Source organism: Clostridium sp. AM34-9AC (genome assembly GCF_003480225.1).
Taxonomy (GTDB): domain Bacteria; phylum Bacillota; class Clostridia; order Lachnospirales; family Lachnospiraceae; genus Acetatifactor; species Acetatifactor acetigignens.
The window spans coordinates 1-2,441 of record NZ_QUIU01000058.1; the positions used below are offsets into that span (position 1 = coordinate 1).

Sequence of the window (2,441 nt, forward strand, 5' to 3'; positions counted from 1 at the left end):
GCGGCGTTCCACAAAGTATTGCGGTCTGCATATTCCTGTGGGGCATTAGGTGGGAGCAGGATTTCATTGTGGACGATACCACGCTTTTCCGGGTAGTGCTTCACTTGCTGGTCATATTCACAGAACAGTTTTTCGCCACTCTGGTAAGCAGCGGCGGCAACCGCAGACTGCCGCTGACTGCGCTGAACAATCGTGATTTCGTTGTGTGGACAGGGCATTTCGTGTCCCTCCTTTCGCTAATTGGTGGACGGGGTGGCGTTTTACCACCTCATTTTGGGCAGAAAAAAAGCAGGAAACCTTTCTTTCAGATTTCCTGCTCGGTGTGCCGCTGTGTGGGCGGCGGGTATTTAGTTGTAAAAGTTCGGGACAAGTTGACCCGATGTGAAGCTGACGAACTGGAATTTATTTGTTGTTATTTTCTATCAATCCCCAAAACATCATAGTATTCATCACTATACTCAATGCCACTATTGTCAAAGCGAGATTGCAGTTCTTTTACATAGTCATAAGGGTTATCAATAGGGGAAATTTCTAATTCTGTTTCAAGATAACTTAATGTCGCTTTCTGTTCCTCTGTGCGGATTGCTTCTTCCTCTTTGAGGTGTTTTTCAAATTTGTCTTTGTCCATCCAAATAATCTGCTCAATAGGATTAGTAGAACCACAAGCAAGAATAAGTCTCATAAAATCCTCAAAGGTTCTTGCCAGTGGATAAACAAAAACATCTGCACAAGTATCAGGATTGCAGGCAAAAACCATTTCCCCATACGGCTCAATAAAGCAATACATAATACTTCCTTCAAAACCTATTGCCTTTGCATTGGTCGGATAGCAGAAGTAAGAATAAATATCTTCAACTTGTTCAAGACAAATCAAAGAGCCATTTATATTCAGTTCTTTGTATTGGTCAAAAAGTGTTTCCATTTTATCACACTCCTTTACAACTTCTAATTTTTCAGTTCTACAAGTTGGAAGTTGTCGCTATGAAATTTCTTTTTCATCATCTCTTGGTGGTCGGACATAACATAACATTTCTTTTTCACAAGCACCAAATTTTGAGAAATTGGATTTCGCTTCTTTTAGCGTTATTCCATGATTAGAGTCGCTTGGTTCGTTATCAGAAGCAATGAACGGGTCATTCTCCCAAAAACAAACGGGGCAAATATACCCACAATCTTCATTTGCCGGAACATTATAGGTAAAATATCCGCAGCAAGGACATTGGTATTTTTTCATATAAACCTCACGTTTAAGCCTTGACCTCAAATTCCTGATTTATTTCTGACTTTATTATACTTCATCGATTATCGAAAAGATAGCATATTTTATGAAACTTGTCGGCTGGGAACAGCTTGCACCGCAAGGTGTCCCCAACAGGCAAGTCCACAAAAGGGTAGCTGGCTGCAGCCAGCGCAGGGGAAGTGTAGCGTCCCCTGTTTGATTTGGAGCAGACCATGACTGCGGAAAATCACAGCTCTCCGGCGAGGAGCCTTCGGAGAACGCAATGCACCAACCTCTGGGTGGTGTATAATTGCGCCCTTAGTAAACTAAGGGGTTTCCGGCTTCTCCCGTTCCAGCATTTTTTTCAATAGTTCCTGCGTGTCCTGCCTGTGAAAAATGAGTTTCAACAACAGCATGACATCATCATCTGTTAGGCGTTCCGGCTCTTGCAGAAAACTTTCCAGCATACCGCCACGAGTGCAGAGCCGGTGCGTCCGTTCCTTTCGGGTAAGCTGCTTTAACTGGTGCTGCAATGCCTTTTCATCATTGATGGCTTTCCGCAGTTTCTTTTCGCTTTTCTCCAGCTCCCGGTTGAGCTTTTCCAGCTTCGAGGTATCAGGCAAGGGCAGCGTCCTCCTTTCCCGGTATCAGCACATAAATCCTATTCGGTTCTCCCACGCCCTGACGCACCCGCATGATAAGTCCGGCGTTTTCCAGTTCATTCAGAGAACGCTTGACCGTCATGGGACTGCGGGACAGGACTGCGGCAATGGCTGTGACAGGGAAGCAGACAAACAGGATTCCGTTCTCGTCCTCCTGCCCTTTGGAGAGCATAGCGTCCAGCATCCGGCAGTACATGACCTTTGCGGTGCTGCTGACTGGAAATAAATTCAAAATTCATTCGGTGTGTTCCTCCTTTTTCTTTGATCGTTTGGATAAATAACGGGGGCAGTCAATCACAACCGCCCGGAAGCTCTGCTTGCACCCATGCTGGCATTTCCGGCATAATTCGTTGTAAGTGACACGCCCCCGGTCATTGAGGTAAAAGGAAAGCTCATGCTTCCTCTTTTTGCTCATTCTCGGCATATTGTATTTCCTCCCGTTTTAGTGTATGGTTTCGGGGCGATTTTCGGCAAAATTACGGTCATAGAGCCGATTAAAATCTCCCGAAGTATCAGCGATAGGGTAGACTATCCCCCTATCAGATTGTCGTGTTTCGGTA

6 protein-coding genes are annotated in these 2,441 nt (G+C 45.0%); all 6 read right to left on the reverse strand.

Translation table 11 applies throughout. The annotated features are described in order from the left end of the window. The coding region (locus DW835_RS17585; RefSeq protein ID WP_182430357.1) for a MobA/MobL family protein at positions 1 to 218 on the reverse strand (218 nt) is incomplete at its 3' end. Positions 219 to 412: 194 nt separating this feature from the next. Beyond that, complete coding sequence (locus DW835_RS17595) at positions 413 to 922, reverse strand: hypothetical protein (RefSeq protein WP_006873177.1); 510 nt, start codon at positions 920 to 922, stop codon at positions 413 to 415. Between the two features lie 57 nt (positions 923 to 979). Further along, positions 980 to 1,234, reverse strand: coding sequence for a CPCC family cysteine-rich protein (locus tag DW835_RS17600; protein ID WP_006575072.1), 255 nt, complete (start codon positions 1,232 to 1,234; stop codon positions 980 to 982). Positions 1,235 to 1,545: 311 nt separating this feature from the next. Next, positions 1,546 to 1,842 carry a DUF3847 domain-containing protein gene (locus tag DW835_RS17605; RefSeq protein ID WP_009296086.1) on the reverse strand — a complete coding sequence of 99 codons (297 nt, stop codon included), beginning with the start codon at positions 1,840 to 1,842 and terminating at the stop codon, positions 1,546 to 1,548. Continuing rightward, positions 1,835 to 2,116, reverse strand: coding sequence for a DeoR family transcriptional regulator (locus DW835_RS17610; RefSeq protein ID WP_118731509.1), 282 nt, complete (start codon positions 2,114 to 2,116; stop codon positions 1,835 to 1,837). The genes DW835_RS17605 and DW835_RS17610 overlap by 8 nt, the downstream gene beginning before the upstream one ends. After that, positions 2,117 to 2,305 carry a hypothetical protein gene (locus DW835_RS17615; protein WP_054328105.1) on the reverse strand — a complete coding sequence of 63 codons (189 nt, stop codon included), beginning with the start codon at positions 2,303 to 2,305 and terminating at the stop codon, positions 2,117 to 2,119. Positions 2,306 to 2,441 lie beyond the last annotated feature (136 nt).

Coding starts and splice junctions, on each gene's coding strand:
- DW835_RS17600 (WP_006575072.1), bottom strand. CDS start 1,234: ATGAAAAAATACCAATGTCCTTGCTGCGGATATTTTACCTATAATGTT.
- DW835_RS17595 (WP_006873177.1), bottom strand. CDS start 922: ATGGAAACACTTTTTGACCAATACAAAGAACTGAATATAAATGGCTCT.
- DW835_RS17615 (WP_054328105.1), bottom strand. CDS start 2,305: ATGCCGAGAATGAGCAAAAAGAGGAAGCATGAGCTTTCCTTTTACCTC.